Origin of the sequence: Thermodesulfobacterium hveragerdense DSM 12571 (genome assembly GCF_000423845.1) — a bacterium.
GTDB classification, from domain to species: Bacteria; Desulfobacterota; Thermodesulfobacteria; order Thermodesulfobacteriales; family Thermodesulfobacteriaceae; genus Thermodesulfobacterium; species Thermodesulfobacterium hveragerdense.
Genome location: NZ_AUIT01000027.1, coordinates 1 through 26,007 on the forward strand (window position 1 = coordinate 1; position 26,007 = coordinate 26,007).

The 26,007-nt window shown below is 38.2% G+C and carries 25 protein-coding genes and 5 tRNA genes; 10 read left to right on the forward strand and 20 right to left on the reverse strand.

Annotation, left to right across the window (positions count from 1 at the left end):
• From G580_RS10505 to sat, 11 genes are all read right to left on the reverse strand, one after another.
• Nucleotides 1-387: GTP-binding protein (locus G580_RS10505; RefSeq protein WP_038041898.1), on the reverse strand; the 387-nt coding region annotated here is incomplete at its 3' end.
• Nucleotides 388-423: 36 nt separating this feature from the next.
• Nucleotides 424-499, reverse strand: a tRNA-Thr gene (locus G580_RS0107650).
• 21 nt (nucleotides 500-520) lie between these two features.
• Nucleotides 521-593: transfer RNA gene (locus G580_RS0107655), tRNA-Gly, on the reverse strand.
• A gap of 24 nt (nucleotides 594-617) precedes the next feature.
• A tRNA-Tyr gene (locus tag G580_RS0107660) sits at nucleotides 618-700 on the reverse strand.
• A gap of 58 nt (nucleotides 701-758) precedes the next feature.
• The gene (qmoC, locus tag G580_RS0107665) at nucleotides 759-1,955 is read right to left on the reverse strand and encodes a quinone-interacting membrane-bound oxidoreductase complex subunit QmoC (protein WP_028841673.1); all 1,197 of its coding nucleotides are present in this window, start codon (nucleotides 1,953-1,955) and stop codon (nucleotides 759-761) included.
• 12 nt (nucleotides 1,956-1,967) lie between these two features.
• The gene (locus tag G580_RS0107670) at nucleotides 1,968-4,169 is read right to left on the reverse strand and encodes a hydrogenase iron-sulfur subunit (RefSeq protein ID WP_028841674.1); all 2,202 of its coding nucleotides are present in this window, start codon (nucleotides 4,167-4,169) and stop codon (nucleotides 1,968-1,970) included.
• Nucleotides 4,170-4,172: 3 nt separating this feature from the next.
• Complete coding sequence (locus G580_RS0107675) at nucleotides 4,173-5,411, reverse strand: CoB--CoM heterodisulfide reductase iron-sulfur subunit A family protein (RefSeq protein ID WP_028841675.1); 1,239 nt, start codon at nucleotides 5,409-5,411, stop codon at nucleotides 4,173-4,175.
• Between the two features lie 115 nt (nucleotides 5,412-5,526).
• A complete protein-coding gene (gene aprA / locus G580_RS0107680; protein ID WP_028841676.1) occupies nucleotides 5,527-7,527 on the reverse strand; it encodes an adenylyl-sulfate reductase subunit alpha in 2,001 nt (666 codons plus the stop codon).
• A 31-nt stretch (nucleotides 7,528-7,558) separates the two neighbouring features.
• On the reverse strand, nucleotides 7,559-8,050 hold the full coding sequence (gene aprB, locus G580_RS0107685; protein ID WP_028841677.1) for an adenylyl-sulfate reductase subunit beta: 492 nt from the start codon (nucleotides 8,048-8,050) through the stop codon (nucleotides 7,559-7,561).
• A 202-nt stretch (nucleotides 8,051-8,252) separates the two neighbouring features.
• Entirely contained in the window at nucleotides 8,253-8,612 is a 360-nt protein-coding gene (locus tag G580_RS0107690) for a DUF6955 family protein (RefSeq protein ID WP_028841678.1), read from the reverse strand.
• A gap of 33 nt (nucleotides 8,613-8,645) precedes the next feature.
• Nucleotides 8,646-10,019 (reverse strand): sulfate adenylyltransferase, encoded by a 1,374-nt coding sequence (gene sat, locus G580_RS0107695; protein WP_028841679.1) that lies wholly within the window; start codon nucleotides 10,017-10,019, stop codon nucleotides 8,646-8,648.
• Nucleotides 10,020-10,274: 255 nt separating this feature from the next.
• Here sat and G580_RS0107700 point away from each other — a divergent pair, with 255 nt between their 5' ends.
• Together G580_RS0107700 and G580_RS0107705 are read left to right on the forward strand one after the other, a co-directional pair.
• Entirely contained in the window at nucleotides 10,275-11,234 is a 960-nt protein-coding gene (locus tag G580_RS0107700; protein WP_028841680.1) for a polyprenyl synthetase family protein, read from the forward strand.
• Nucleotides 11,235-11,240: 6 nt separating this feature from the next.
• The gene (locus G580_RS0107705) at nucleotides 11,241-11,879 is read left to right on the forward strand and encodes an HAD family hydrolase (RefSeq protein WP_028841681.1); all 639 of its coding nucleotides are present in this window, start codon (nucleotides 11,241-11,243) and stop codon (nucleotides 11,877-11,879) included.
• On the opposite strand, the gene G580_RS0107710 is transcribed toward G580_RS0107705, so the two are convergent.
• Nucleotides 11,810-14,143, reverse strand: a complete 2,334-nt coding sequence (locus G580_RS0107710) for a UvrD-helicase domain-containing protein (RefSeq protein WP_028841682.1) — start codon at nucleotides 14,141-14,143, stop codon at nucleotides 11,810-11,812. The two genes, G580_RS0107705 and G580_RS0107710, sit on opposite strands and share 70 nt — an antisense overlap.
• A 25-nt stretch (nucleotides 14,144-14,168) precedes the next feature.
• Here G580_RS0107710 and G580_RS0107715 point away from each other — a divergent pair, with 25 nt between their 5' ends.
• The 5 genes from G580_RS0107715 to G580_RS0107735 all read left to right on the forward strand — a co-directional run bounded on the left by G580_RS0107715 (nucleotide 14,169) and on the right by G580_RS0107735 (nucleotide 18,515).
• Nucleotides 14,169-14,915, forward strand: coding sequence for an RsmE family RNA methyltransferase (locus G580_RS0107715; RefSeq protein WP_169357113.1), 747 nt, complete (start codon nucleotides 14,169-14,171; stop codon nucleotides 14,913-14,915).
• 67 nt (nucleotides 14,916-14,982) lie between these two features.
• Nucleotides 14,983-15,471, forward strand: a complete 489-nt coding sequence (locus tag G580_RS0107720; RefSeq protein WP_028841684.1) for a hypothetical protein — start codon at nucleotides 14,983-14,985, stop codon at nucleotides 15,469-15,471.
• 3 nt (nucleotides 15,472-15,474) lie between these two features.
• Nucleotides 15,475-16,311, forward strand: coding sequence for a DUF4198 domain-containing protein (locus tag G580_RS0107725; RefSeq protein ID WP_028841685.1), 837 nt, complete (start codon nucleotides 15,475-15,477; stop codon nucleotides 16,309-16,311).
• A gap of 116 nt (nucleotides 16,312-16,427) precedes the next feature.
• Nucleotides 16,428-17,426, forward strand: coding sequence for a ketol-acid reductoisomerase (gene ilvC / locus G580_RS0107730; RefSeq protein WP_028841686.1), 999 nt, complete (start codon nucleotides 16,428-16,430; stop codon nucleotides 17,424-17,426).
• 228 nt (nucleotides 17,427-17,654) lie between these two features.
• Entirely contained in the window at nucleotides 17,655-18,515 is an 861-nt protein-coding gene (locus tag G580_RS0107735) for a universal stress protein (RefSeq protein WP_028841687.1), read from the forward strand.
• On the opposite strand, the gene dnaB is transcribed toward G580_RS0107735, so the two are convergent.
• The 7 genes from dnaB to purB all read right to left on the reverse strand — a co-directional run bounded on the left by dnaB (nucleotide 18,496) and on the right by purB (nucleotide 22,845).
• Nucleotides 18,496-19,878 carry a replicative DNA helicase gene (gene dnaB, locus G580_RS0107740; protein WP_051173249.1) on the reverse strand — a complete coding sequence of 461 codons (1,383 nt, stop codon included), beginning with the start codon at nucleotides 19,876-19,878 and terminating at the stop codon, nucleotides 18,496-18,498. The two genes, G580_RS0107735 and dnaB, sit on opposite strands and share 20 nt — an antisense overlap.
• Before the next feature lie 9 nt (nucleotides 19,879-19,887).
• Nucleotides 19,888-20,334, reverse strand: coding sequence for a 50S ribosomal protein L9 (gene rplI / locus G580_RS0107745; protein ID WP_028841689.1), 447 nt, complete (start codon nucleotides 20,332-20,334; stop codon nucleotides 19,888-19,890).
• Between the two features lie 19 nt (nucleotides 20,335-20,353).
• Nucleotides 20,354-20,605, reverse strand: coding sequence for a 30S ribosomal protein S18 (gene rpsR / locus G580_RS0107750; RefSeq protein WP_038041900.1), 252 nt, complete (start codon nucleotides 20,603-20,605; stop codon nucleotides 20,354-20,356).
• Between the two features lie 13 nt (nucleotides 20,606-20,618).
• On the reverse strand, nucleotides 20,619-20,963 hold the full coding sequence (gene rpsF, locus G580_RS0107755) for a 30S ribosomal protein S6 (protein WP_028841691.1): 345 nt from the start codon (nucleotides 20,961-20,963) through the stop codon (nucleotides 20,619-20,621).
• A gap of 63 nt (nucleotides 20,964-21,026) precedes the next feature.
• Nucleotides 21,027-21,098 (reverse strand) — tRNA-Val (locus G580_RS0107760).
• Nucleotides 21,099-21,120: 22 nt separating this feature from the next.
• Entirely contained in the window at nucleotides 21,121-21,519 is a 399-nt protein-coding gene (locus G580_RS0107765; protein ID WP_028841692.1) for a (deoxy)nucleoside triphosphate pyrophosphohydrolase, read from the reverse strand.
• On the reverse strand, nucleotides 21,520-22,845 hold the full coding sequence (purB, locus tag G580_RS0107770) for an adenylosuccinate lyase (RefSeq protein WP_028841693.1): 1,326 nt from the start codon (nucleotides 22,843-22,845) through the stop codon (nucleotides 21,520-21,522). It abuts the gene before it with no gap.
• Nucleotides 22,846-23,000: 155 nt separating this feature from the next.
• Between purB and G580_RS0107775 the strand changes: the two genes are divergently transcribed.
• Both G580_RS0107775 and G580_RS0107780 read left to right on the forward strand, forming a co-directional pair.
• Nucleotides 23,001-24,170: an MFS transporter gene (locus tag G580_RS0107775; RefSeq protein WP_028841694.1), complete on the forward strand. Its 1,170-nt coding sequence runs from the start codon at nucleotides 23,001-23,003 to the stop codon at nucleotides 24,168-24,170.
• Between the two features lie 87 nt (nucleotides 24,171-24,257).
• The gene (locus G580_RS0107780) at nucleotides 24,258-24,923 is read left to right on the forward strand and encodes an HAD-IA family hydrolase (RefSeq protein WP_028841695.1); all 666 of its coding nucleotides are present in this window, start codon (nucleotides 24,258-24,260) and stop codon (nucleotides 24,921-24,923) included.
• Here the strand turns inward: G580_RS0107780 and G580_RS0107785 are convergent.
• Entirely contained in the window at nucleotides 24,920-25,372 is a 453-nt protein-coding gene (locus G580_RS0107785) for a putative metalloprotease CJM1_0395 family protein (protein ID WP_051173251.1), read from the reverse strand. The genes G580_RS0107780 and G580_RS0107785 overlap by 4 nt on opposite strands.
• A gap of 106 nt (nucleotides 25,373-25,478) precedes the next feature.
• Here G580_RS0107785 and G580_RS0107790 point away from each other — a divergent pair.
• Nucleotides 25,479-25,561, forward strand: a tRNA-Leu gene (locus G580_RS0107790).
• The last annotated feature ends 446 nt before the right edge of the window (nucleotides 25,562-26,007 follow it).

The window sequence follows — 26,007 nt, forward strand, 5'->3', positions numbered from 1 at the left end:
AGGTACGTTAACCTGCCTCGCAAGCAACACATGCTCCCTCGTCTGCGGCATAGGACCATCGGTTGCCGCAACCACTAATATAGATCCATCCATCTGTGCTGCACCAGTTATCATGTTCTTTATATAGTCAGCATGCCCAGGACAGTCTATATGTGCATAGTGCCTCCTGTCACTCTCATACTCAACATGGGCAAGCTGAATCGTTATCCCCCTCGCCTTCTCCTCAGGTGCCTTGTCTATGTTATCAAATGGAATCCACTGCGCATAACCCTTCGTAGACAATACCCTCGTTATCGCACTGGTTAAAGTAGTCTTACCATGGTCTATGTGCCCAATCGTCCCCACATTTAAATGCGGCTTTTTCCTCTCAAACTTTTGCTTGGCCATCTTCCCTTCCTCCTATCCTAAAATAGGTTTAAAAACTGGAGCCCACGACCGGACTCGAACCGGTGACCTCTTCCTTACCAAGGAAGTGCTCTACCTCCTGAGCTACGTGGGCACCCCAAAACTTCTATCCAAGAGCGGGCGACGGGACTCGAACCCGCAACCCTCAGCTTGGAAGGCTGATGCTCTACCACTTGAGCTACGCCCGCTTCAACTTCTAAAAATAATAAAAGTGGAGGGGGGAGGATTTGAACCTCCGAAGGCGAAAGCCACCGGGTTTACAGCCCGGCCCCTTTGGCCGCTCGGGTACCCCTCCTTGTTGTTAGTCTCTATAAAGTTAACTTAATTTTACATTTTGTCAAGAGAACGAAACACTATTGAGCCATCTTTTGATTTATGTCTTTATAGTATAAATCAAACATAACTGCGGTTGTCCTAAAAGCTAAATGAGCAAACTTAGAATAGGCTACCCCTAAAAATAAAATAAACACCGCAACCAAATGAGCCAAATAGACTAAAGATACTATAGATTCTAAAGAAGGTATACTACGTACCACCTCTATGCCAAAACCAGTTAAACCGATGATTAAAATAAGATTGATCAAGAAACTGTCAGCATAGCTTGTCTTTACACTTTTTTCAGCCTCAGCCTTACCTCTTCCCACCATTATAGCTATGATGGAATAAAGAAGCAAAAGACCTCCAAAATTGCCTAACCATTTAACAGGATGGGTAAGAGGATTCCATGGAGTATGGAAACCTAAAACGTCAGCCATAAAGAAAACAATCGCTGTGGTAATGGCTAAAATAATAAAAGAATAAACCAACAACATGTGAGGATTAGCTCTCCAGTGGTTAGAATTACACTTTTTAAACCTTGCATGAGATAAAATCTCTACTATAGCAGGAATAAAATAGTTTCTTAAAATAGTCCACATCCCATACCTATAGGCCTGAGGTATCTTATACATATCCACATAGGCATTCCATACTTTGTTTATCGCAGAAGCAAGCATTATCACCACAAAAGCTACAAGAGGTAAAAATACAACGTCTATCATCAACACCCTTGCTGGCAAATGAAAAATCCAGATATCATAAGTAGGACCACCGTAAGGGAAGGAGTTGGCATCAAAAAAGTTGGGAAGTCCTTGGAAAGTAGCTAAAGTTGCTAAAAGAATAAACAATAAAGCAATAGCAGGTAAAACCAAAATACCCCAGCTGTTGTTATAAAACGTATGCAAAAACTTAAGAGGAACAGCTTCTTTAATCACCATCAACCTTAAGGCTCCCAAAACATCTCCTGGCTGAGCCTCTCTTGGACAATATTTACTACAATCACCACATTGGTGACACAACCAAACTGCAGGGTCGTTTAAAAGTCTTTCTTTAAAACCCCATTGGGCAAGGATCATCTGCTTACGAGGGAAAGGAGCCTCTTCTGGAGAAAGAGGACATACAGTTGCACATGTAGCACATTGATAACATTTTTTTACAGTATCACCACCTATTTCTTGTAGCTCTTGAATAGCCTTTAAATCTGGATCTACTTTTAAAATACCATTACTCATAGTCTATCCTCCTTACCAGCCTTTAAATGGGTTTTCACCAAATCCTTTAATTTCTTCAGCAAATTTTTGCATCTTATCTACTACTAAATCTACCTCATCTATTGCTACCGTATGTATTGTAACCCTTTCTGACTCTAATGCAAGCTGTTGTAATGTTTCAGCTACGTTTTCCATACGTCTATTAGCAAGTTCACTACCCTTTATAAAGTGACACTGATAGTTTTCACCATACTTGCAACCTAAAAGAAGAATACCATCATATCCCTTACTCATAGAGTCCTTTATAAAAGCTACGTTAACCGCTCCCAAACATCTTACAGGAATGATCCTAAAAGCTACAGGAAGAGACTTTTTGTTGTAAGCAACCATGTCTAAAGCTGGTAAGGCGTCATTTTCACACACAAAAGCCATAAGCCTGTATTGTTCATATCCCTGTTCAGGCATCTCTGTAGCCTTAATCATGGTTGAAACCATATCGATAGAATAATCTTTGAAATTAATAATCCTTTGAGGACATGCACCAAAACAGGTCCCACAACGACGGCATCTGGTAATATTGGTAAGAGGGTTCCCTTTCTCATCTTCATTTAAGGCACCAAAAGGACACTCCTCAGTACATCTTTTACATTGAGTACACATCTTTAAGTCCCACTCAGGATAGGCATAATCCCAAGTCCTTGGATGGACTGCGTGACCTTCTTCAATGGCCACCAAACACTGAATAGCCTTCAAAGCCGCTCCCTTAGCATCCTCTATCGCCTGTTGAATGGTCATAGGTTGATGGATAGCACCTGCCGCATAGATTCCTGTTCTTCTGGTTTCATAGGGGAAACAAATAAAGTTTGAATCTGCATAACCATAGAAAAGTTCAAGTTCAGGTAATCCTAGCCCTTGTCTGTATTCTAAATTAAGCACAGGCTCTTCAGCTGTAACTGGAACCATACCTATAGCTAACACTACCAAATCAACCTCAACCTCGATCTTCTCTCCTAATAAAGTCTCATCTACCAATACCTTAACCTTACCGTTTTCTCCCTCAGTTATAGAAAACACCTTGCCTTTAGTTAAAAACACCCCTGGGTCATTTTGTAAAGTTTTATAGAAATTCTCAAAAATACCCATAGTTCTCATGTGATCATAAACGATAAAAGCTTTGGCTTCTGGGTCTGCCTCTCTTACATACTGAGCCTGCTTAAGAGAAGCTAAACAACAGAAACCAGAACAATAAGAAAGATGATTTTCATCCCTTTGACCAGCACATTGAATAAAAAGGACACTCTTTACTGGAGCGCCATCTGAAGGTCTTACCAAAGCTCCATTTTTAGCCATCTCTTCAAACTTAACGTTAGTCACTACGTTTGGGATAACCCCATAACCTAAATCTGCAAGCTTGCTTGCGTCATATGGTTTAAAACCAGCTGCTAAAACTATAGAACCTATCTTTATCTCTTCCTCTTTTCCACCCTGTTTTATCTTCACCTGAAATAAACCAGGAGCACCTGCGATGTTGGTTACCACCGCACCTTTATATACCTTTATCTTGTCATTTGCTTCTACCTGCGCAATCAAATCTTTTACTACAGGAGGAACCAGCTTTTGAAAAGGAGGATTTACCTCACAATGGGCCTTCATCTTGGCCACAAAACCACCGAGTTCTTTTTCCTTCTCTACCAAAACCACCTCATAACCTGCTTTTGCGGCCTCTAAAGTAGCAGTTAAACCAGCAACACCACCTCCTATAACCAGGATAACCTTAGAAATTTCTTCCTCAGGCTTAAAAGGCTCTGGCTTTTTGTAGGTTTGAAGTTTAGCCACACTCATTCTTACATAGTCTTTAGCTAAAGCCATCAATTCGTCTTTAAAAGTAACCCCACTAACATACTCGGCAGTATCTTCTAATATTTCTCCGTTTTCTCCTACAAAGAATCTACTCCAAACTACCCCTTCTCTTAAGCTTACCCTATCAACCGCTACTTGATCAAAGGAAAAAACCTCGTAATTTACCCTTTGAGAACAAGCACATATAGAAACAGAATCTAACCCATCTTGAGCTATCTTTTCTTCTATAAAAGCTTTTCCTTCTTTTGAACATAAAAATTCTTTGGTATAAACAACCGCAGCACCTTGGTCTTTAGCTGCGTTTTCTAAATCTGCCAACTCCAAACGATCACCTATATTACAAGAAGAGCATATAAAAACTCCTATTTTTTCCATTTTTTACCCCCTTTTTATGATTTGAATGGCTTTTAAAGCTGCGCCAGTAGCAGTCTCGTTAGAAGTCATAACATCTAAAGGCATTTTAGCACAACCACAGCTGATCATCCCTTCTTCCTCACCCACAAATCCGTTTTGATCGATCTTTATACCCTTAATCTCAGCAGAAGCTAAACTCGGTTGCATTCCTAAAGCTAAAACCACTAAATCAACCTTCTGACTTATCTTTTTACCAGAAAGGGTATCCTCTGCAGTAACGATCAAGTCATTGGTTTCAGGATCTTCCTCTATTTTAGCTACCTTCCCCTTGATAAAATTAATCTTAGCCTCAGCTTCAGCTTTCTTTAGAAATTTTTCATATCTACCAGGGGTTCTAAGGTCTATATAAAAGATATAAGTTTCTGCTTCAGGATCTTGTTCTGCCAAATAAAGGCTATGTTTTAAAGAGGCCAAACAACAGATGTAAGAACAAAAAGGCAGATGATTTTCATCACGAGAACCAGCACACTGAACAAATGCCACCTTTTTAGGTGGTTGATTATCAGATGGTCTTACAATTTTTCCTTGCGTAGGTCCCCAGGGAGAAGCCATTCTTTCCATCTGCATATTAGTGATTACATTCGCATATTTTCCATAACCTAAATTATCAAGTTTGGTAGCATCATAGGGCTTCCAACCTGTAGCCCAGATGATAGATCCTACCTCTAACTCTAAAACCTGTTCTTTCATTTCTGGTTCTATGGCATTATATTTACACTCTGCCATAATCCTTTCTAAATCCCCAGGGGCCAAAGCATCTTTATCTAATACATATTTCATAGGAAAAGCTACAGGATGAGGAAGATAGATGGCCTTTGTTTTAGATAGGCCAAAATCAAAGTCACTTATCCTTTCCCCTTCACAAACCTTCTCGCACTCCCCACAGGCAGTACAGTTATCATTCACATACCTGGGAGCTATCTTGATTTTAACATTATAATTTCCAGGTGCCCCGTTTACCTCTAAAACCTCTGCCATTGTATATACTTTAATCCTGGGGTTACTCTTAATTCTCCTGTAGTTGATCTCTAAACCACAGGTAGGAGGACACAACTTAGGAAAATAATACCTAAGTTGAGCTACCCTTCCACCTAAGGTAGGTTGTTTTTCTACTAAAATAACCTCAGCTCCAACCTCTGCTGCCTCTACTGCAGCGGTTACTCCACTTATACCCCCACCTACCACCAATATAGGTTTACCCATGTTATAACCTCCTAAACACTTTTTCAGAATAAAACCCTTTTTCCTAAAGGGCTTTATTCTGAAAAAATAAAAAAAGAGGGGGACCAAGCCCCCTCCCTTATTACTATTTAACTATTTACGGTCCAAGTGGATCAGGAATGATCTGGACATAAGGATAGGTTTCTAAAGTCCATTCCTTGGTTTCAGGATTCCAGCTGGAAAGGGTGAAACATCTCCAGTTAGCATCATCAAGGGCGTTAAAGTCAGTTCTGTAGAAGTAACCAGGATAACGGGTCTCTTCACGGAAGAGGATATGTAAGAGGTGAGCCTCAGCAGTCCATACACGGTGTCTGTTTTCCCAAGCTCTCATAAGTTCATGTAAATCTCTGGCTGCAGCATATTCCATGTCTTCTTTAAGCATTCTGAGAAGATCAAGACCTCTCTCAAGCATGACCTTATTGGTCTTGTAGAAGGTAGAACTACCAGCCACATATTCGTCCATAAGTTTCATAAGTCTGGCCTGGATATGACGAGGAATGAGAAAGTTGGGGTTGATTTCATAATGGGTAGAAGCATTCTTAAATTCTTCAAACCTATACCAAGGACCATAGATCTCTTTCTTTAATTCTTCAGCAGTTTCCTTGATAGTAGGTGTATAGTCTTTATTGTCAAGGCAGTACTGAATCATAGCCTTGGCTGCGATACGTCCTTCTACGTGAGAACCAGAGGAGAACTTATGTCCAGAAGCTCCAACGGTGTCACCGGCGCAGAAAAGACCCTTTACAGTAGTCATTCTGTTGTAAAGACCAATTTCTTTCCAAGGAGCCTTGTATTCCTCAGGTACCCAATCTTCATTAGGACCGCATACCCAAGCACCAGCACAACCAGCATGACTACCAAGGAGATAAGGCTCAGTAGGCATGATTTCAGAAGGCAATTTTTCAGGTTCGATGTTCAAACAAGCCCACAATCCAGCCTGGGTTACACACATGTCTAAAAAGTCTTCCCAAGCCTCAGCAATCAGGTGTTTAAACTCTTTTTTGTCCATCTTTTCAGCGGCTTCCTGAAGAGCCCATTCAGTATGCATATAAATAGGACCACGACCCTGTTCCATTTCGATAAGCATTGCATGGTTTCTCAAACAAGTACCGATGTGAGAAGCTTCTCCATAAGGAGCAAACTTCTTGAGTTCATCCTTATGCTTGGCTACATAATCTTCGCCAAAGGCATTGGTTGCCCTGGCTTTGAAGAGCAAGAACCAAGCACCAACAGGACCATAACCATCTTTAAAACGAGCAGGGATAAACCTGTTTTCCATAAGTACAAGCTTAGCACCAGTCATAGCACACATAGCATAACCAGTTCCAGGGTTCCATACAGGATACCAGGCACGACCCTTTCCTTCGTCTATAGACCTGGGACGGAAAACGTTAACTGCACCACCGGTAGCAAGAAGGGTAGCCTTGGCCTTGATGATGTAAATCTTATTTTCTCTGACAGAAAAACCTACTGCACCAGCACAACGGCTCTTATCGTTAGCGTCTAATAAAGGTCTTACAATAAAGCATCTTTCGATGATCTCAGCCTTATCATAGCTGGCAAGAGCATTTTTAGCAGCCTCAGCCACGATAACTTTATAAGACTCTCCGTTAATCATGATCTGCCAACGACCAGAACGAACAGGCTGAACACCACTCTTTAAGGTTAAACCCTTAGCCTTAGCCTCAGCTCCGTCTAAGGTTTTACCAGTGTTAGGATCTTTTTTCCAGATAGGAAGACCCCATTCTTCAAAACACTGAACAGTATCGTCTACATGACGACCAACGTCAAAAACCAAATCCTCACGAACAATACCCATCAAGTCACAACGAACCATTCTTACATAGTCATCAGGCTTGTTTTCTCCTATATAGGTGTTGATAGCAGAAAGCCCCATAGCCACAGCACCAGACCTTTCCATAGCAGCCTTATCACAAAGGATAATCCTTAAACCGTGAGGCTTAGCCCACTGAACTGCCTCTACAGCAGCACCGCAAGCAGCCATTCCACCGCCAACAAACAAAATATCTGTCTCTTTTTCTACTATTTCAGGCTCTGCACAAGCCAAACCAGGGTTATAAAACCAAATCTTAGGCATAGCTGCCACCTCCTTTTATTTTTAAAATTTTTTAGTATTTTGCAACCTTACCAAGGGCACCAACTTCAAATTTCTTGTTAAGAACAGCTTCAGGTTTCTTGGGCTCTACCCCATCAGCTACTTGAGTAAAGAGCTGGTTGGTGTTGATCTTAGATGGATCAGGAGCTGGTTTTCCAACTGTAGGATCAGCAGAACCTTCGGGTGTAGTTCTGATAGGGAACTTAAACCTTACTACCACACCATTCCTAAACTTGATGGTCCACATAATGTCAGTGGTACCACGCATAGGCTGACAAGTTCCGTTTAACGGAGCAAAATCAGCATAGTGCCTGATAGCTATAGCACCCTGAGGACAGCTTTTTACACAGCTGTAGCACTCCCAGCACTGATCAGGCTCCTGGTTGTAAGCCTTCATAGCCTCAGGGTCAAGAATCATAAGGTCGTTAGGACAAATGTACATACAAACTGTCCTGTCACCACCCTTGCAACCGTCACACTTTTCAGGGTTCACATAACTTGGCATAGCCAACCTCCTTTTTAGTTTTATTCTTATAAACTTTTATATCTTTATAAACAACTTTATTTAAAAGTCAACCCGAAAAAAAGCTTAAAATTTTCTAAATTTTCCTAAAAACTTTCTTAATCTTTTTTTTATTTATTTTTTCTCTTGTTATCTTTTTAAAAAACAAGGGGAAAGGATCCCCCTTTCCCCAACAAAATTTATTTTACTCAGTTTCTATTTCAGGAGCAGGAAGATATTCAGCTTCTTTAACAGCTAATTCTTTGATTTTATCGATGTTAGCCAAAACTGCTTTAACTACCTCTTCCCCTAAGCTCTTCTGATTAGCAATCTCTTCAAAAAGAGCTCTTTTGAAAGCTACAGGAGTATCGGTTATACAGGCACGAGAATCAATTCTTGCAGTTTCAAAGGCTTTCAGGATATCATTTTTTACCTCTTCACCTACCTTTACCCTAACCACCTTTAGCTCTCCACCAAAAACAGCCTCTATATTGGCCTCTACAGGAGTGCCCTTAAGTTTTGCCAACCTGTAATCATCTAAAAATACTTCTAAAATGTATTCCATGTTTTCACCCCCTATGTTTTTAAAAGTTTTTAACTAATCAAGGTCAGGAACATCAACTTCTAAAGTCTCTTCTTTATATTGTACGTACTTTTCGTTAACAAAAGGATAATCAAACTTTTTCCACCATTTAACGATGGTCTTAAATACCTCTGGTCTCATGATAATGGCTGGAGGCTGAACACCCTCAGCCACCAATCCTCTTATCAAGCTACCGCTGAGTTTTTGTTTTTCTTTGTCATGCCCACAGTTTTCACTATAAGCCATTTCCTTACATTTTGGACAATACCAGAATTCTCTCATGTTCTGAGGCCTGATCTGCAAGCCGCCCTCAACCTCTGTAGGAGGTTTATCAAAACCGTAGCTAGGAATCCCCTTAAGCCATAGAATCTGGGTAGCAAACGTATCATAATACTCGCCTACAGCGGCATGGTCTCTACCAAACATGTGGTGAGTACAACCCATGTTTTGTCTGATGATACCATGGAGTAAGCTTTCCAAGGGGTTGCCATACCTCATATCCCAAAGAGTAAAGGACACAAGATGTCTGTTAGGCTTGATGTATCCTGCCTTGTTAACCATGTCATGGGCTTCTAAGATAGCCTCATCAGGATAATCTCCTCTTCTTTTAACACCGATGATAGCGTTTACCAGAATACCATGACAAGGCTCCACATCACCGGTAAAAGCAGCAGCCTTCATAAGCATCTCGTGTCCAACGTGAGGAACGTTTCTTGTCTGGTGAGCAATGACAGTTCTCCAACCTCTTTCGTCAAAAATCTCCCTACATTTTCTTGGAGGAATCCAAAATCTGTCAAAAGGTGGCTTAAAAATAGGCTCGTTGATGATGGTAAACTTTCCAGCCAAGATTATAGGCTGATGACTTCTATAAATAACCCAACCAGGATGTTTATCGTCAAACTTTTCTTTTACCACTTCAGGATTGGTTTCAGGGGTACCAAAAGTTCTGTCTGCAAGCTCAGCAGGGTCAATCTCATAAACCTCTTCGATGTCTAAAATTGCAAAAGGCTTCCCCTTAAGCCTAAGAAGCAATCTGTCTCCAGCATCAACCCCAAGTTTTTGATAGTCTTCTTTGGAAATGTCAAAAAGAATAGGATAAGGAAAAATCCATCCGCTTAACAGCCTTCTTTTTGAAAGAACAGACTCTAACTCAGCAGAGGTCATAGAACCTTCTACAGGGCTAAAAAAACCATAACAAACAGACATAATCTCACGATAAACGTTTCTTACAGGTGTGCCTCTCTTGTAGTGCAAGGTAGGTTTGATGTCATAAACAGCCCCAGCCTTTTCACAAGCCTGCACGATCTTCTTAGCTGCCTTCTTGTCTTTTAGAACCCTTTCTACTAACCGCCCACCATGAGGCATAGGCCTGTTAAAATAAAGCTCCATAGCAACCCTCCTTTCAGTTGAATTATTTTACCTACATTATTGAATTATTTTCAAATTATTAAACAATTAAGAATTAAAGTCAATGGAGTTAAAAGGCGTTTAACATGTTTTTTTGTTTAATAACGACAATTATTTTTATTAAATATTCTTTTTTTTAAATTTTTAAAAATTTTCTTTCTTTTTTATTTTTCAAAATTATGATTGTCAAAAAGGAGTTTATACTTTATAATTCCACAAAAAAGTTCAAAAAGTAAAATGGTTGTTGAAGAAATCAAAAAAGAACTTCTTTTGATAGAAGAGGCTCTAAAAAATTTTCTTAGTTTTCAAGTACCTTTTATCAATCAAGTAAGTGAATATGTCCTTTTTGCAGGAGGAAAAAGGATAAGACCTCTTCTTGCCGTAATCTGTGCTAAGCTTTTCTCTCCTTCTGTTTCTGAGGTTTTATATCGGTCTTCTATTCTTTTTGAGTATTTACATGCCGCAACCCTTCTTCATGACGACGTAGTAGATTCTGCAGATTTTAGAAGAGGGAGAAAAGCTGCAAGAAATCTTTGGGGCAATCAAGCCACCATTTTAGTAGGCGATTATCTTTATGCCAAGGCTTTAAAACTTGCCAGTGAATTAAGAAACCCTGAGATTATGGAAATCATTACTGAAACCACACTTATCATGAGCGAAGGAGAGGTACTTCAGCTTTTAAATCTTTATCAAACAAACCTCTCAGAAGAGGTTTACGAAGAAATTATTTTCAAAAAAACCGCGGCTCTTATCTCTGCTTGTTGTGAAGTAGGGGCGATTTTAGGAGGTGCCTCTGATAAGGAACGAAAAAGCTTAAAAATTTTTGGGAAATACTTAGGTCTATCTTTTCAAATTATAGATGACCTTTTAGACTACTTAAGCACTGAAACAGGAAAAGACTTGGGGAGAGATTTTAAGGAAGGGAAAATCACCTTACCGGTAATCTATGCTTTAAAACAAGCCTCAGAGGCGGATCAGAAAAGGCTCTTAGAGTTATTAAGTCTTCCAGAACCTAAGGATACATTTTTTGAAGAAGCTAAAAACCTTATAGAAAAAAATCAGGGGTTTAAGCTTGCCCAAGAGAAAGCCTTATCCTATATAAATAAGGCTAAAAACGCCCTAAATGGATTACCAGAAAACATCTACAAACAAATGCTCTTTTTCATTACAGATTATCTGACTAACAGAAAAAAATAAAGGGTTATGAATACACTCAAACTTTTGGTTTTAGATTGTGATGGAGTGCTTTTTGATTCAAAACAGGCCAATACCTATTTCTATAACTACATCCTAGAAAGGGTAGGAAGACCTCCTATGAGCCCTGAAGAGATAGAATTTATTCATATGCATTCAGTAAACGAATGTTTAGCCTATCTTTTCAGGGACATACCAGACAAACTTGATCTAGCTAAAGATATCCAAAAAGAGATTTCTTACTCGCTTTTTTTTGACTACTTAGTTATGGAAAAAGGTTTAAAGGAGTTTTTAGGTTGGGCCAAAAATTACTTATACATTGCTTTATGCACCAACCGTAGTACTTCTACCTATCCTTTATTAGCTCACTTCAACCTTACTGATTACTTTGATTATGTTATGAGTGCAAGCATCATTCCCAAAAACGACCCTCGAGCCCTTCTTCAGATTTTAGAACATTTTAAAACTTCCCCTAAAGAAACTTTATATGTAGGAGATTCTAAGGTAGATGAAGCCCTTTGTAAAGCCTGTAAAGTTCCCTTGGTAGCGTTTAAAAACCGAAAACTTGAGGCAGATTATTACGTAGAAAGCTTTGATGAACTTAAAGAATTACTGCTTTCTAGATTTTCGCTTTCCAAAAGGTCGTAAACCTTTTTAAAGATCTTTACTAAAGGAGAAAACTTAGTTTTTTCTATAGGGTCTGGAAGGAGAACAAACAAATTTTTCTTAGCCCTGGTAAGTGCTACATAAAGTAAGTTTAAAAGCTCAAGCCGATTTTTAGCTTTTTCTAAATACCAGCCTAACTTACCTTCTTCAGGAAGGTCATCTTTTTTCCCGTAAAATACTTTTCCGTTATAAAAAACCAGCTTTAGGTCTGTAACAAACCTTTTTTCCTTCCAGATTAACGGCAAAATAACCGTTTCAAACTCTAACCCTTTGGCTTTATGAATGGTTAGAATTTTTATGCAGTCTTCTACCTCAAGGGCATCCATCTCATCTTCTGAATCTTTTTCCCAATATAATAAAAATTCTTCAAGTCCATCGCCTTTTCTGTCTAAATTAAAAACCATTGTCAAAAATTTAGAAAGTGCTGCTATTTCTGTCGAAAATTTCTTTTCTATTTCCAAGTTTTTAAATATTTCTATACAGATTTTATACAAAGAAGCATCTTTCTTAAGGTCCAAAAGAGGCAATATCTGTGTTTCCCAAAACTCTTTTTTATGTTCTTTCAAAAACGCTCCAATACTTAAATAGAATTTAGTTAAAATCCAATTTAGGTATTCTTCTAAGATTTTCTTTCCTTCTGGGAAAATAGCACTTGAAAGGAAACCTGCAAGGGCGACCTCATCCTCTGGATAGGCTATAAACTTAAGTAAAGACACTAAGGCGTTTACTACCAGCGACTCCTTAAGATGCAAAGAAGAGGTGGCTAATACATTAAAACCCTGAGAAATAAGAAAAGAAGAAAAATCTGCTACTTCCTCGTTTTTTAGCATCAAAATAGCTACATCCTTTAACTCTCCTTGAGATTTAAGCTCGTTTAAAATTTTGAGAACCTCTTCTTTTGTCTTTTCTATAGCCTTATCTTCAGATGATTCATCAATATTAAACCTTCGTATCTTAACTCTACTTTTATCTTCTCTCTGTTGTATATTTGATGGATTTTGAAGGACATGCCTAAAATTGGTTTTGAACTCATTTACAAGTTTTTGAAGAACTTTATCCTTTTCCTCTCCTTTATCTGATTTAGAAAAAACAAGCTCTGTCAAAAGCTCATGGGTTATAGGGTCTTCGTTGAGTTTGCTAAAAATTTCGTTGAGTTTGCTAAAAAATCGGTTATTAAACTCTATTATTGTCTTACTACTACGATAGTTGCGGTCTAAAACTTCTTCTTTAACTTTGTAAGAACGCAGACTTAAATTTTGCAAAACCTCTTCAAAAAGTTTAGGATCTGCCCCTCTCCATTGGAAGATAGACTGTTTAGGATCTCCGGCACAGATTAAAAATCCCTGTTTACTTATTAAATCTTCTACGATAGGGCTTAACGCTTCCCACTGAAGGCGGTCGGTATCCTGAAACTCATCTATGATAACCCCTCTAAGGCTTCCAAGCTTTACATATACCCAAGGAAGAAGTCCATCTTCTTTAAACAAAATATCTGCTATCTTTTCTTTCCAGAGTCCTATAACAAGCTCTTTTTCTCGAAAAAAAGTTCTTTCCAAGAAGTTTTTTAAGACAGAATAAAACCCAAAATAGGTTTTTATTTCTCGATCTAATTCGTTATCATCATCCTTGTTTAAGCTATTCAAAAGGGTTAAAACCTCTTTATGATAAGTAAGTTTTTCGAGAAGTTTTTTTAATTCAGAAATCAGACTATTTTTAAAATTAAGCTTAAGAGATTCTTTCTCTGTAATTAGGATTTCCACAAAAGTTTCTAAAACGTTTCTTAACGCCTGGTCTTTTTCTGTTTGTTGGTAAAAATCGACAAGAGCCTTTTCTATAAGTTCTTCTCTAAGGTAGGTATTTACCCTGAAATCTGGCTCCAAACCTACCTCATACGAAATAGCCTTATACAAAGTTAGCAAAAAACTATCTATGGTTTTAACCTGAAGATAGTCGTAGTTTAAAAAAAGGTGATTTAGAATTTCCTCTGCTTTTTCAGAGGGAAGATTAAGCTGAGAGCTTAAAGTTTTCCCTCTTTCTGTTTGTTTTATTATTTCTTTCAAAAAAACTATTATCCTTTGTTTCATCTCAAAGGCAGCTTTGTTGGTAAAAGTGATCGCAAGAAATTTTTTTAGGGAATCCTTTCCTTCTTGGGAGATAAACTTAAGGTAGTTTAAGGCTAAATTATAAGTCTTTCCGCTTCCTGCACTGGCTTTGTATATGATGATATTAGGATCTTTTGACTCCATCAAAATTTATTGTATTATAGATTTTATGAACCTTCAAGGAGGAAATAGGTTTTTTTTTGAATTTTCTGAAGAAGAAGGCTTCCTTTCAGAAGAAGAGAGTTTCCACTTAATTAAAGTACTTAGGAAAAAACAAGGGGACAAACTTTTTCTAATAGACGGACAGGGCAAAGAGTTTGAGGCTGAAATTAAAGAGATTGTAAAAGACGGGAAAACCCTTAAAGCCAGGGTTCAAATCTTAAAACTTTTAAGGGAAGAAAAGCTAAAGATACCCAAGGTTATCGGGATATTACCTGTTTTAAAAGGAGAAAAAACCGAGTGGCTGGTAGAAAAAGGGACAGAGCTTGGGATAGACATTTTTGTACCTTTTTACAGCAGTTTTAGTGTAGCTAAGCCTTCTAAAAACCTAATTCCCCGTCTTATAAATAAGGCTAAACAGGCATTAAAACAGTCGGGACGGCTATTTATGCCTGAAATATTGGCTCCGGTAGAACTGAAAACTTTCTTAGAAGATTTTCCCTGGAAGGAGAGTCTTAAACTGTTAGGAGGCCTTGGGGCTTGTCTGAAAGTAGAAGAGCTGCACCTGAAGTTTAAGAAAAACAATACCGTGGTTTTTATAACCGGGCCTGAAGGAGGGTTTGAAAAAACCGAAGAGGAGCTGCTATCTAAAGTTGGATTTCTATCCTTATCTCTTGCTCCTTATGTATTAAGAGCTGAAACTGCTTTTTTAGGGTTAGCAAGCCTTATCGGCTTTTTATCTACATCTATGGATTAACCTGTTGAAAAAAAACTAAAATGTGGTTTTATAGAAAAAGGGTTAATTTTTTAAAGAGGGAGAGATTATGGGTGGACGCTCACGAAAGTCTATATTAAAGCAAAAACTGGCAAAATATTATAGAGAAAGGGAAAATCCGTTAGCCTTACTTGCCCTTCAAGACGAAATCATCAGACAAAACCAAGATAAACTGGTTATTTTAGAAAAAAACTTAGAGGCTTTGAGAGAATTAGAAGAAAAAGAGGACAGTAGACCAACCACGGTATCCAAACTTAACATCAGAAAGATCTCAAGCGAACAAGATAAAAAGTTTGCTAACCGTGCTTTTTATGAAGTTCTTTATCCTATTACTTTGGAATACAGGTTTATGCCTATTCAAGCTATTTTTATCTGGTATCTAAAAGCCTTAGAACTTGTTTATGGAGACAAACCTCCCAAGCTTCATGTAAACAGACTACAAAAATGGATAAAATACTGGTTAACAAGTCTTACCCCTGAACAGGAACTTCAACTAAAGAGTGCGATCATCTCCTGGATACTTAACAGGTTCACCTAAAAAATGCCTTTTTTAGGTTTAATTTTTCTTTTTATCTTTTTGTTTTTTCCTGAGATAAGTTTTGGATATAAAACTTTTTTGATCAGCCTTCCTGATAATTATGGAGCCTTAAAAAAAGAAAAAACTTTTTATGTAGGGGCAGCAGAGCCTGCCTTTGGTCTAATCTTAGACCTTAAAACCCCTAAAAACCTTTATGTTTTACTACCTAACGGGACGTCAGAAAAACCTACTTTTCTAAAAACCGAATTTTTTGACCGTTCACTTAACACCAAAAAGGTAGGTTATAATTTTAAGTTTACCCCTAATAAGGAAGGAGACCATCTCGTTTGTTTGGAAAGCGATTATACTTTGTTAAGAGACAAAACCGTAGGTAAATTTTTGGTAAAAACTCCCTTACATGTGTTAAAAGAAAATAAGGAGCCAAACCTTTGTGGTTTTGACTTAGAAATCAAACCTTATACCAGACCCTATGGGTTTAAAAAACATGGAGTTTTTTGGGGGCAGGTTTGGTATCAAAACAAACCTTTAGCCTCAGGTGAGGTAGAAGTTGAATATTTTTCTCCGGTGTTTTTACGTGAAGAAGATCTTCCCAAAGACAGCTATGGTCAGATAAACTATCCTTACCTTAAAAATAAGGTTCGCCTTTCAAAAAACGGATTTTTTGTGGTTTCCTTCGAAAACCCTGGATGGTGGGTTATAACCGTTAAGGTCCGTTCTGGAGAAAAGACCTATGGGAATCAAAAATATCCTTTTTATCTGATACATCATCTCTGGATATATGTATTTTCTGACAAAAAAGAACAAAATACCTACGAATACTTTGAGCCTCGTTCTAAGTAAAAAAGCAAAAATCTCTTCTGGACCACTTCCTTAAAATCATAGGTTAAAAATTTTCAAAAAAGGATTAAGTGTTAAAATATAGTTTGACATTTTAAAACTTATTTAGGGGGTGTTTTATGAAGGTCTACAAAGACGAGGATGTAAGTTTGGAGGTTTTAAAGGAGAAGACCATAGCGGTTTTAGGTTATGGGAGTCAAGGGCATGCTCATGCCTTAAACTTAAGAGATTCTGGATTAAACGTGATAGTTGGTGTAAGAAAAGGTGGAAAAAGTTATGAAAGGGCTAAAAAAGACGGATTTGAACCTCTTTCAGTTAAAGAGGCTTGTGAAAAGGCCGACATCATCATGATCCTTCTTCCAGACCAAGACCAGCCATTGGTTTATAAAAACGAAATAGAGCCCGTATTGACCTCTGGGAAAATGTTACTTTTTGCTCATGGATTTAACATCCATTACAACCAGATCGTTCCTCCGGCTGATGTAGATGTAGCTATGGTTGCACCTAAAGGTCCAGGGCACTTAGTTAGAAGAGAATTCACTAAAGGGGCAGGAGTCCCTTGCTTGGTAGCAGTCCACCAGGATGCCTCAGGAGAAGCCTTTCAAAAGGCTTTAGCCTATGCGAAAGGAATAGGAGGAACCAGAGCTGGGGTGATAGAAACTACATTTAAAGAGGAGACTGAAACAGACCTGTTTGGAGAACAGGTTGTGCTTTGCGGTGGAGTTACCGCGCTTATCAAAGCTGGTTTTGAAACCTTGGTAGAAGCTGGATATCAGCCTGAGGTAGCTTATTTTGAATGTCTTCATGAACTTAAGCTTATCGTAGATTTAATCTATGAAGGAGGGCTTTCTTTCATGAGATATTCTATCAGTGATACCGCTGAATATGGAGACCTCACCAGAGGGCCAAGGATCATCAACGAAGACGTAAGGTTTGAAATGCAGAGAATCCTTGAAGAGATTCAAACAGGTGAGTTTGCAAGAGAATGGATTCTTGAAAACCAAGCTGGGAGACCTGTCTTAAACGCTCTTCGCAAAAAAGAAAAAGAACATCTGATAGAAGAGGTAGGAAAACAACTCCGTGCTATGATGCCCTGGATTAAGAAACCTGAAGAATAACAACCATTTACTTCTTAGCCCCTAAGGAGGCCCCTTAGGGGCTTCAGTTTGTCTCCTTTCCTTTGTTTCCTATCTCAAACCTCAACTCATATTTTTTTCCGATGAATGGTATGAGGTTAAATAATAAAACTCAAGATTAAACTTCCAAATCATTGTTGCTATCTTGACTATTTTTAAATTTTTTATAAAAATAAAAAGTATACAACAATTAAAAAGAGGAGGTAGAAAATGTGTAAGTTTAAAAGAATACTGGTTGCACTTGATGGATCAGACGCAAGTAAACATGCCTTTGAAGAGGCGTTAAACTTCGCCAAGAACGAAGATATAGAGCTTATGGCTATAAGTGTTATACCTCCTTATAAAGGTTTAGTGAGTTCTCTTTCTATCTTTGGGCATGTTAGAGACAACATAAAAAAAACATACATCAAAGCCTTGGAAGAGGCTAAAATGTTTGCTGAAGAAAACCAGATGGAGCTAAAAACCTTTTTAGAAGAAGGGAGACCTTGTGAAAAAGTGATAGAAGTAGCCATCAAAAATAACTGTGACCTTATAGTAACAGGACGTAGAGGGGCTACCAGTTTTGAAAAAATCCTTATAGGAAGTACTGCAGCTAAAATCATAAACGACAGTCCTATAGACGTACTTATAATACCCAGAAAAACCCTTTTAAAAATCCAAAAAATACTGGTAGCTACAGATGGTTCGATCCCTGGTAACAATGCAGTTAAACGGACAGCAAAGATAGCTAAGGTTTATGGTGCTACCTTAGATGTCGCTTCAGTTATTCAACTTCCTCCTGAATCTATCATAGGAGAAGAAGAGCTTTTGGGGATATTAAGAGAAGAAATTTCTAAACAATTAGAGCCAGTTATAAATGAAATCGAGGGATTAGACCTAAAACCTCAGGTCTTTATAGAAAAAGGAGAACCCTATGCAGTTATCGTAAACATCATTAAAAATCTTGGGGCCACTCTACTTGCGATAGGAGCTGACGAAGAGACAGGGAAGAAACTTATTGGAAGTGTTGCTCAAAAAATAATTGCTAACTCTCCGGTGCCTATTTTAGTCATTAAGAAAAACGGAGATTAGGGTCTAAATTTCCAAAAGAGGTATACTGGGAAAAGTAGGCAAGTTTTACTACCCCCATCGGACCATTACGCTGTTTACCGATGATGATTTCAGCTATACCTTTTTCTGGGCTTTCTTTGTTATAAAACTCGTCTCTGTAGATAAAAAGAATTACGTCTGCATCTTGCTCGATGGCCCCAGATTCTCTTAAGTCTGCAAGCTGGGGCCTTTTATCTGGACGCTCTTCTACCTTTCTGTTTAACTGGGAAAGGGCAACCACCGGAACGTTAAGTTCCTTAGCTAAAGCCTTTAGACCAGAAGAAATCTCTGATATTTCTTGCTCTCTTCTTTCTTTTCTCTCAAGACCTTTCATCAACTGAAGGTAGTCTATCACGATCAGCCCTAACGAAGTTTCTTTAAGCAGTTTTTTGGCCTTGGCTTTTACTTCTAAAATGTTGATCCCCGGGGTTTCGTCTATATAGATAGGAAGCTGACTTAAGGTGGAAGCTGCCTGAGCTATCTTTTGCCATTCTTGAGGCTCCAGTTGTCCAGTCCTAAATTTTTGGAAATTTACCTTGGCTTCAGCACAAAGCATCCTTGCACAAAGCTGTTGTTTACTCATTTCTAAGGAAAAAACCGCGGCCCCTATGTTTGCTTGTTTGGTAGCGTTTCTCACTATGTCTAAGGCTAAGGCTGTTTTACCCATACCAGGACGAGCAGCTATGATAATAAGGTCTCCTTTTTGCAACCCCGCGGTCATTCGGTCTAATTCATAAAAACCTGTAGGTATCCCGGTTATAAGATCTCCCTTTTGATAAATGTTTTCTAAATACTTGATGGTATCTTTTACTATATCTTTTAAAGGAGAAAAACCCTCTTTTTTGCCATAATGCGACAATTCAAAGAAGAACTTTTCTGCGTAACTTAAAATTTCTTGAGAATCTTCTGCAGAATAATAGGCTCTATAGATAAGGTCCTGAGAGATGTTGATGATTTCTCTGAGAATACTTTTTTCTTTTACTATTTTTGCATAATAGAGAATATGGGCAGAGGTAGGAAGAAGACTAACCAGCTCAGCTAAATATACCGCCCCACCAACTTTATCTAACTCTCCTCTCTTTTCAAGCTCGTTATGTACGGTTACGATGTCAATAGGTTCATCCCTTTCAAAAAGAGAAAGAAAAGCACTATAGATCAACCTATGGGACAAGGCATAGAAATCTTCAGGTTTGATGATGTCAAGGACTTTTACTATGGAAGGAGGGTCTATAAAAATACTTGCTAAAAGATACTTTTCTGCCTGTAAGTCTTGAGGAGGCAAGAGCTCAGGTGGTAAACCTTCCCCAAGCTCTTGTTTAGATTTTAAGTTTTTTTTGGGTGGCATTTAAAAATATTACTTTTCTTCTACTACTTCTAACTTTATGGTTACTACCTTATCAGAAGAAAATTTCACAGGTATCTCGTAAACCCCTAATTTTTTAATAGGTTCGTTTAGTTCGATAAACTTTTTGTCTACCTCAAAGCCCTTTTCTTTTAAGGCGTTTACTATGTCTGCTACCGTAACGGATCCAAATATTCTATCCTCTTCTATTTTACGCCTATAAATTACCAATTCCAATCCTTCAAGTTTTTCAGCCAAAGACATAAGTTTTTTACGTTCTCTTTCTGCCTTAGCTAAGATAATCTGTCTCTCTTTTTCCAAGGCTTTTATGTTCTTCTGGTTGGCTGGGATGGCAAAGCCTTTTGGTATTAAATAATTCCTGGCATATCCATCTTTCACCTTTACGATATCGCCTGCTTTACCTAATTTGGGAACATCGGTTCTCAATATTACTTCCATCGGTTATCCCCCTGTTTGATTATTCTACCTCTACTTCAGCTACAAAAGGCAAAAGAGCCATTATCCTTGCCATTTTGATAGCGTTAGTAAGACGTCTCTGGTGGTAGGCACAGGTGCCAGTTTGTCTTCTATGAATTATCATCCCCTTTTCGTTTAAAAACTGTTTAAGGAGATCTGCGTTTTTATAATCTATTTTAACGCTTGGGTCAGCGCAAAAACGACAAAACTTTTTCTTAGAAAAGGCCTTCTTTTTTATTATCGTGTTTTCCATTGTATCCCTCCTATTAACCTTCATTAGCTGCTGTTTCTGGATTATATCTATCTTCCAACTTAACCACTATAAACCTTACTACCCGCTCATCTATCCTAAAATAATCCTCTAATGCCTTGGGGGTATCTGCTAAACCATAAAACTCCATCAAAACATAATAACCATTTTTACGCTTGGCAATAGGATAAGCAAGTTTTCTTAAACCCCATTCATCCACCTTAAGCACATCACCTTCTTTAGATTTGATAATCTCTTTGACCTTGTCTAAAACCTGGTCCTTTTCAGGCACCCTATCAGGATGGATGATAAACAGGGTTTCCCATTTACGAAACCTTTTAACTGGTTGCCACAAAGCCATCTTTACCCTCCTTTTGGTCCTATTTTTGGGCCCCTTGGGTCTTCAAGGAGCAAGGAGGCAAAATGGGCGGTGCAGGATTTGAACCTGCGACATCCACCGTGTGAGGATGGCGCTCTACCCCTGAGCTAACCGCCCAAAAAAGCCTCAGTCTATAAAATTAACCTATTTTTTTGTTTTTGACAAGGGTTAATTTCGATAACAAAACCTTATCAGCAGGACAAAGCTCTAAATGTTCTAATTCTTTTAGGTCTAACCATTTAACCTCAAGCGATTCTTTTAAACCAAGGTCTCGGTTTACAGCTGCTGACAGAAGATAAAGCTCTATTTCTTCATCAGGATAGACATGTGTTATTTTTTCTAAAACCTCTCCTACCCTAACCTCTATTCCCAGCTCCTCTCTTAGTTCCCTCTTTAAGGCTTCTTGTAAACTTTCACCAGCTTCTACCTTTCCACCAGGAAACTCCCAAAGTGCTCCTCTCTTTTTGTCTGTAGGCCTTTTTACTACTAAAACCTTACCATCTTTTTCTATAAACCCTGCCACTACCTTAACCGCCATCTATCCAAAAACTCTTTCAAAAATCTGGTCTACATACCTTAAGTAATATTTTACGTCAAAAATATGTTCTATTTCTTCTTGGGTTAAAAAGTTTCTTATTCTTTGGTCTGACAACACCAAATCTTTAAAGTTTAGATTTTGATCTTTCCACACCTTCATAGCCAATTCCTGTACGATTTTGTAAGCCTCTTCTCTTATCATCCCTTTTTCTACCAAAGTTAACATCACCTGTTGAGAAAAGGTAAGTCCTCTCAAAAGATTAAAATTTTTTATCATGTTCTCAGGATATACCATCAAGTTTTTCAACAAACCTTCTAAGCGGACCAACATAAAATCTGCGGTGGTGGTAGCATCAGGCACAATCACCCTTTCAGCAGAAGAATGACTTATGTCCCTTTCGTGCCATAGGGCAACGTTTTCAAGAGCAGGAATTAAATAACCTCTAAGAAGTCTTGCAAGCCCACAAAGGTTTTCAGAAAGAATAGGATTTCGTTTATGGGGCATGGCAGAAGAACCCTTCTGTCCAGGAGAAAAGAATTCCTCTGCTTCAAGAACCTCGGTTCTCTGGAGATGTCTGATCTCTGTAGCTATTTTTTCTACCGTGGTTCCTAAAATTGCCAAAGAAGCCATATATTCAGCATACCTGTCCCTTTGGATTATCTGATTTGATACAGGAGCAGGCTTTAACCCCAATTTCTCACAGACATAAGCCTCTACCTCAGGGGGCACATGGGCAAAAGTGCCTACAGCTCCAGATATTTTTCCATAGGAAATACACTCAAGGGCATTTTTCAGTCTTCTTTCGTTTCTTTTCATCTCTTCATACCAAAGTGCAAGTTTTAATCCAAACGTAATAGGTTCTGCATGGATCCCATGGGTTCTTCCTATCATTAACGTGTCTTTAAATTCATAAGCTCTATCTTTAAGCACCTCTTTAATCCTCATAAGGTCTTCAAGGATTATTTCCATGGCTCTTTTCATCAACCAAGCCATGGCAGTATCAAGCATATCAGAAGAGGTCATACCAAGGTGAAGGTATCTGGCTGATGGACCTATGATCTCAGCCAGATGGGTTAAAAAGGCTATTACGTCGTGTTTAGTCTCTTTTTCTATATCTTCCACTCTTTTTACGTTGGCCTCGGTAAAACCTCCCTCTTCTAAATAAGGAAGAAGCTTTTCTTTAATCTTCTGGTAGTCCTCTTCTGGCACTTTGCCCAACTTATACCAAGCCTCGCAGGCATAAAACTCTACCAACCCCCAAGCCCTCAATCTTTCTTCTGGACTCCAAAGCTTAGCCATAACCGGACGTGTATACCTTGGTATCATGTTCCTCCTCCTCTTTTTTATAGTGGTATTATAACATGATTTGAAGACGTTGCCATCATAACAACCATAAAACTTAAATTATTCAGTGTTTAAGTTGATTTTTTCTGTTTTTTAGCTATATTCTTACGACTAAATCCTTTATAAAGAAAGACAAAATGTTAAAGATTGATTTCAAAAAACCTGCTTTTTTCATAATCTTACTTGGTTTAGTAAGCCTTTTTTCAGACCTAACCTACGAAGGAGCAAGAAGCATTACAGGACCTTTTCTTTTAACCCTTGGAGCCTCAAGCTTGGTGGTAGGGTTTATCGCTGGATTAGGAGAGTTCTTAGGGTATGGGCTAAGGATTATTTCAGGTTGGATAACCGATAAAACAGGTAGATACTGGGGGATTATAATAGTAGGTTATCTTATCAACCTGCTAAGTGTACCGACTTTGGCGTTGGTAGGACGATGGGAACTGGCAGTTATGTTGCTTTTTATGGAAAGGATTGGTAAAGCGATAAGAACTCCGGCAAGGGATGCTCTACTTAGTCATGCAGCCGGGAAAATAGGTTATGGATGGGGCTTTGGGCTTCATGAGGCTATGGATCAGATAGGAGCCATACTTGGTCCTCTCATGATAGCCCTCGTTTTTTACTTTCAAGGAAGTTATAGAGAGGCTTTTGGAGTTTTGCTGCTACCGGCGGTTTTAGCGATTTCAATCCTAATGATAGCCAGGTTTTTATACCCTTCGCCTTCTTATTTAAAAATCAAAACCATCCAGGTTAAATCCGAAGGATTTAAAAAAGTATACTGGATCTATATTATAGCGGTTAGTTTATACGGAGCAGGATATGCAGACTATCCCCTAATTGCTTATCACTTTAAAAAGGTAGCTAACATCTCAGAAACTTGGATTCCTGTTTTTTATGCGATAGCTATGGGGGTAGATGCCTTAGCTGCACTTTTTTTTGGCTATCTATTTGATAAGAAAGGATTTTCTGTTCTTCTTTTTTCGGTAATAATCTCATCGGGATTTGCCCCTTTATGCTTTTTAGGAGGATTTTATGGGGCGGTCTTAGGGATGATTTTATGGGGAATAGGTATGGGGGCCCAGGAGTCTATCATCAGGGCAGCGGTTACCCTATTAGTACCTCAAGAAAAAAGAGGAACAGGATATGGTGTATTTCACACAACCTACGGATTCTTTTGGTTTTTAGGTAGCACCATCTTAGGGGTGTTATATCACTTTTCTGTTTATGCCCTTATCACAGTTTCGATAATTTTACAACTTTCGGCAATACCTTTACTATTAAAGGTAAAAAAGACCTATACCCAAAGCTAAAAGAGGTTTTTTTAACCACAAAAGCTACTATGAGATTACACTTAATCAGAGGTTGAAAAAATCTCGAAAGTATGAGAAAATAAGTCTATGGAGAAAAAGATAAAAGTAGTATTTTTTGATGCAGAAGGTACTTTTTTACATATCTCTCCGTCAGTAGGTGAGATCTACGCCAGATTTTGGAGAGAAAGAGGATATGAGGTTTCTCCTTCGGAAATAATGAAAAGGTTTATACCAGCTTTTAGGGATAAATTTAAGCACGACAGAGTTGAACGCTGGACTCAGGAGCTTTGTAAAAAAGGATGGTATCAAATATTTGAAAAAACCTTTGAGCCTTTAAAAAAGGCCCCTTGTTTTGAAGATGTTTTTCAGAAAAGTTGGGAGTTCTTCGCAACCAAGGACTGTGTGATTTTAGCCCAGGATTTTCCAGAGATATTATACCTTTTAAAAAAACAAGGAATTAAAACAGCGGTTATTTCTAATTGGGATGCGAGACTAAAAAACATTTTAAAACAGCTTGGTTTAGACGAGCTTTTTGATGAGACTTTTATAGGATGTGAAGTAGGATACCTTAAACCAGATTTAAGGTTGTTTCAAACAGCCTTAGAAACCCTAAAAGTGAATCCACACGAAGCCTTGATGATAGGAGACTCTTTGTCAAATGATATCGAACCTGCTAAAACCTTAGGGATGCTTACCTATCATTACCAGGGAGAACCTTTTTCTGAGGTCTATCAGAAAATCTTCTCACTCTAAACCTTTACATCCAAAAACCTTCCTTTGGTTTGGTTTTGGACTTTTTCTTTTAAAAGGCTAAGTTCTCTTCTGGCTTTTATTTCTTTGATAGTAGCTATTTGTGCTACCTGTAGGTCTTGAGGAGAAGGGTCTGCCGGAGCTAAGGCTGCAGCCCTTACGATTTCCATCTTCTGAATGGTTTTTTCAGGAGAACTTTCTTCAGAAACATCTATGCTTACTTCTCCACCAGAAATGTAAAGTTTTCCGTCTGGCCCTCGTGTATACTGATAATGTACACTTCCTGCATACTTTCCTCCCACGATTTTATGAGCCATCTCATGGGCTATAACCTGTTTTTCTCTGATTTTAAGTTTTTCTATCAACACCCGGATTTTAAGTTCTTCGAGATTTTTTTCTTTAGGAGTATTAAAAGATTGAATAGAAGTTGAACCTACAGGCCCAACGTTCATGTTTTTATTATAACTCTAAAATCATTTATGGTAAAGGTAAAGCAAACCGCTCTTGAAAAGAGCGGTTTTATCTATTAAAATATGGTTAAAATGTGTAAATTTTCTTGCGGGAGTGGCGGAACGGTAGACGCTCCGGACTTAGGATCCGGTGGGGATTTCCCCGTGAGGGTTCAAATCCCTCCTCCCGCACGTTTTTTTTCTAAATTTCAGGTTATCCTCTTAATCACCTTACCTGCCCTTAAACACCACGCCACATCAAACTTAAAAGTTACTTAAAATTTTCGTTTTTAAGACTATGTATTACAGGACCATTCCTTAGGGTAAAGGTGGTGTATCTGGTATTGTCTGAGATGGACATGAAATGCAAGAATAAAAGTTCATCTGAATTTAGAGAAGCACTTTCTAATTTTAGGAGTAAGTTTTTTTATCCTTCAAGGTCAAACAAAATTAAACCCTAAGAACCTATCCAAAAATTTTTAGTTGTCTTTCATGTTGACAATCTTAATGTTAAAATATAAGTATGAATAGAAAAAAACTGGGAGTAGAATATAAATTGTGTCTTTTAATAAAATATTTTAGAGGCATAATAAAAATTTTTAATATTTTTTAAATTAATGATAACATAAAACCTAAAA